Genomic DNA, 3,172 nt, shown 5'->3' with positions numbered 1-3,172 from the left:
GGCAAGAAGGGTGGCATCAAGACCCGCCGCCTGGTTGCATCCACCTCCGATACCTATCGCGCTGTACTTCTCGGACTTGGGTAGCCTTCATGCGATTGCCCTGGATGGCCCTGCCGGCCACTGCATACCTTATCCGTTTCTGCTAGCATGGTCGGCTTTCTTTAACGACCCAGGTGAAACCTCCATGCAGCCCATGCTGAATATCGCGCTGCGCGCGGCCCGCAGCGCCGGCGAACTGATCTTCCGCTCCATCGAACGCCTGGACGTCATCTCGGTCGACGAGAAGGACGCCAAGGACTACGTCAGCGAGGTGGATCGTGCGGCGGAGCAGACCATCATTGCCACCCTGCGCAAGGCCTATCCGAACCACGCCATCCTCGGCGAGGAAGGTGGGCTGCAACCGGGCAGCGGCGAGGGCGCCGACTATCAATGGATCATCGACCCACTGGACGGCACCACCAACTTCCTGCGCGGCATGCCGCATTATGCGGTGAGCATCGCCTGCAAGCACAAGGGTCGCCTGGAACACGCCGTGGTGCTCGACCCGGTCCGCCAGGAGGAATTCACCGCCAGCCGCGGCAACGGCGCCGCCCTCAACGGCCGGCGCATCCGCGTCAGCCCGCGCAAGAGCCTGGACGGAGCCCTGCTGGGCACAGGTTTCCCGTTCCGCGACAGCCAGCTTGAGTACCTCGACAACTACCTGGGCATGTTCCGCGCGCTGACCGGCCAGACCGCCGGCATCCGCCGCGCCGGCGCCGCCAGCCTGGACCTGGCCTATGTCGCCGCTGGCCGCTACGACGCCTTCTGGGAGTTCGGCCTGTCGGAATGGGACATGGCCGCCGGCGCCCTGCTGATCCAAGAAGCGGGCGGCTTGGTGAGCGACTTCACCGGTGGTCACGAGTTCCTCGAGAAGGGCCATGTGGTGGCCGGTAACACCAAGTGCTTCAAGGCCGTGCTGACCGCCATCCAGCCGCATCTGCCGCCAGCCCTGAAGCGCTGAGGCAGCATTGATCGAGCCGGAGGCGGGATCACTTCCGCCATTCTCCCACACCAGCGTACGTACGGCTCCGTATACGGCGGTTCAGGTTATGCGACTAAGAGCCTATCCACAAATAGTGCTCATGATGGATAATCAGGACTACCTCTGTGGGGGTGTCGCTGGCGCCGGCGTAGTCGACGATCAGCGGCAGGAGCTGTTCCAGGATGAAATCCTCGTGGTCCTCGATGCGGTGTCCGGTGTAGGTCGTCATGCGGCACGGCCTCCCAGCAGCAGGGCACCGACGCCCGTCATGTAGGCCAGTACTGCGGCCTTCGCCTTGCGGAACGCCTCGTGGTGATCGTCGCCGCACTCAAGGCTGGCATGCAGGTGATTCCGCCAGACTGCCTGAAGCGTCGTCAGCAACAGCCGCTGCTCGATGGTCAGCGTGTCGCGCTCACCGCTGGCAATCCCCATGACGGCGTTCAGCGCCTTGTTGGCGTTGATGTGAAACATGCGCTCCGGCGTGCTGCTGCCGCACTCCTTGGCGCGCCGGGCCAGAGCGGCCACCTCGTCGTGCATGGCGTGGTAGAGCGGCAGGTACTGCGTGTCCGTCACGTTGGCGCGGTCGCGGGCTTCGCGGAAAGCGGCGATCAGGTCTGCCTTAAGGTCCACCACGATGTCGGTATTCCGCGACAGCGACAGCAGGTAGTAGCTCTGGTCCTCGTTCATCAGGGCATAGCGCTCCGGTCGGCCTCCTGCCGAGCCTGCGGTGGGTTTCTCCATTTGAAATGGGAGAACCCCGAAGCGCTTGAACTTGGCGGCATAGCGATCTATCAAAGCCATTGATGCTTTGTGCTGGTTGTCCAACTGCCCGGCCAGCAGGCGGCTATCTACTCGCGCCTCGCCCTTGAATTGAACCAGGGTAATGGCGTTGCTCATGCCGCCACCTCCTTGCGGCCCTTGGCCGGCCTGTTCAGCAGCGCCAGCACGGCACGGGCGCGCTGGTGCTGGCTCTCCGGCAGGCTGTAGTGGGTCACGTCGCAGGGGGCGCCCCAGCGGTTGGGCACCTTCTCCGGCTGGCGCTGGAACTCCAGTCCGTAGTTGTGCGTCAGCTTGGCAATGGTCGAGTTGAGGCAGTGGTCGCCCAAGAGTTCGGCCTCGAAGCGGTTCAGCGAATTGCAGGGAGCCAGCATGTAGGCCAGAACGCGGGCGATCTTGCTCGGCGCCTTGTCCAGCAGCTCGGCGGGGCTGGCGCTGGCGGTGATAGACAGGCCTTGCAGCAGGCGGCTTTGTTCTTCGGGGCGGGTCGCCTTTTTCATGTCAGGCCACCTCCCGCGCTTCCAGGCGAGCCGACAGGTACGCCTCGATTTCCGACCGCACGAAGTAGATGCGGCTGCGGCGGTTGTCGCCATCCTTCAAGGGCTTCGGGAAATTCGGGTCACGGGCGCGCAGCTTGACCACGCCGGAGCGGGTGCGGCGCAGGCGGGCGGCCACTTCGGCCATGGTCCACAGCTCGGGAAGGGCTGGCGTCTGGGTGTTGTAGGGCGTTGCGGCGGGGTTGGTCTGGGGCATGTCGGGTGTTCCTGTTTGAGACAGGACACATGCTGGCCGGCGAACTTATCCACTGAATAGGCCGGGTATTCCATGAAATAGGCCGGGTATCCAAGCGGTGATTGGTGTGGATAAGGCGAGCAAAGCCCCGCGCTACGGGGCGTCCGAATAGGCCGGGTATTTTATCTGGAGCGGATGGCGCCAGCCCCCCGCTTGCGCCAGCTCACCACCGCAAAAAGCCTTGCGGTTGCTTCTGGGTTGAGCTTGTGCCCGCTGCGCTCTAACCAAGCCGCTGCCACCTTGTGAACTCCACGCCCGCCGATGCCTGCCGGATTGTGGGTGCTGTCTTGGGTCAGCTCTCGCCAGCATTGGAAGGCAAGTCGCATCTCTGGCGGAGATAAAGGGTTATCAGCGCGCAGGCACTCCGCAAAGACCATTGCGGCTTCCAATTGTTCTTCCATGCCGATGACATAATCTTCAACTTTCTGCTTGGCGCGGTGGGTGTCGCTCAGTTCACGGCGCAGCTGCTCGATTTCATCTAGGGCCTGTTAACGCTATTTGCTATAATGCAGCAAATAGTGTTGAGACCGAGTGCCATGCAACTGACCGCCGAGCAATTCAAACAAATCGAAGGCTTGTTGC

6 protein-coding genes are annotated in these 3,172 nt (G+C 63.1%); 1 reads left to right on the top strand and 5 read right to left on the bottom strand.

The window, feature by feature from the left end; all coding sequences use genetic code 11:
• Positions 1-184: 184 nt before the first annotated feature.
• The gene (gene suhB, locus ACYVD0_RS13290; protein WP_460427244.1) at positions 185-1,000 is read left to right on the top strand and encodes an inositol monophosphatase family protein; all 816 of its coding nucleotides are present in this window, start codon (positions 185-187) and stop codon (positions 998-1,000) included.
• 94 nt (positions 1,001-1,094) lie between these two features.
• Here the strand turns inward: suhB and ACYVD0_RS13285 are convergent, their stop codons facing one another.
• The 5 genes from ACYVD0_RS13285 to ACYVD0_RS13265 form a co-directional block, all read right to left on the bottom strand.
• A complete protein-coding gene (locus tag ACYVD0_RS13285) occupies positions 1,095-1,250 on the bottom strand; it encodes a hypothetical protein (protein WP_460427243.1) in 156 nt (51 codons plus the stop codon).
• Positions 1,247-1,918, bottom strand: coding sequence for a Rha family transcriptional regulator (locus ACYVD0_RS13280; RefSeq protein WP_460427242.1), 672 nt, complete (start codon positions 1,916-1,918; stop codon positions 1,247-1,249). Before ACYVD0_RS13280 ends, ACYVD0_RS13285 begins: the two co-directional genes overlap by 4 nt.
• Positions 1,915-2,298 carry a hypothetical protein gene (locus ACYVD0_RS13275; RefSeq protein ID WP_460427241.1) on the bottom strand — a complete coding sequence of 128 codons (384 nt, stop codon included), beginning with the start codon at positions 2,296-2,298 and terminating at the stop codon, positions 1,915-1,917. Before ACYVD0_RS13275 ends, ACYVD0_RS13280 begins: the two co-directional genes overlap by 4 nt.
• Before the next feature lies 1 nt (position 2,299).
• Positions 2,300-2,551 (bottom strand): helix-turn-helix transcriptional regulator, encoded by a 252-nt coding sequence (locus ACYVD0_RS13270; RefSeq protein WP_460427240.1) that lies wholly within the window; start codon positions 2,549-2,551, stop codon positions 2,300-2,302.
• A 161-nt stretch (positions 2,552-2,712) separates the two neighbouring features.
• On the bottom strand, positions 2,713-2,991 hold the full coding sequence (locus tag ACYVD0_RS13265) for a hypothetical protein (RefSeq protein WP_460427239.1): 279 nt from the start codon (positions 2,989-2,991) through the stop codon (positions 2,713-2,715).
• Positions 2,992-3,172: the final 181 nt, after the last annotated feature.

Source organism: Azotobacter armeniacus (genome assembly GCF_054779355.1).
Note: the sequence above shows the minus strand (reverse complement) of the source record. Positions and strands in the feature narration are given on the sequence as shown.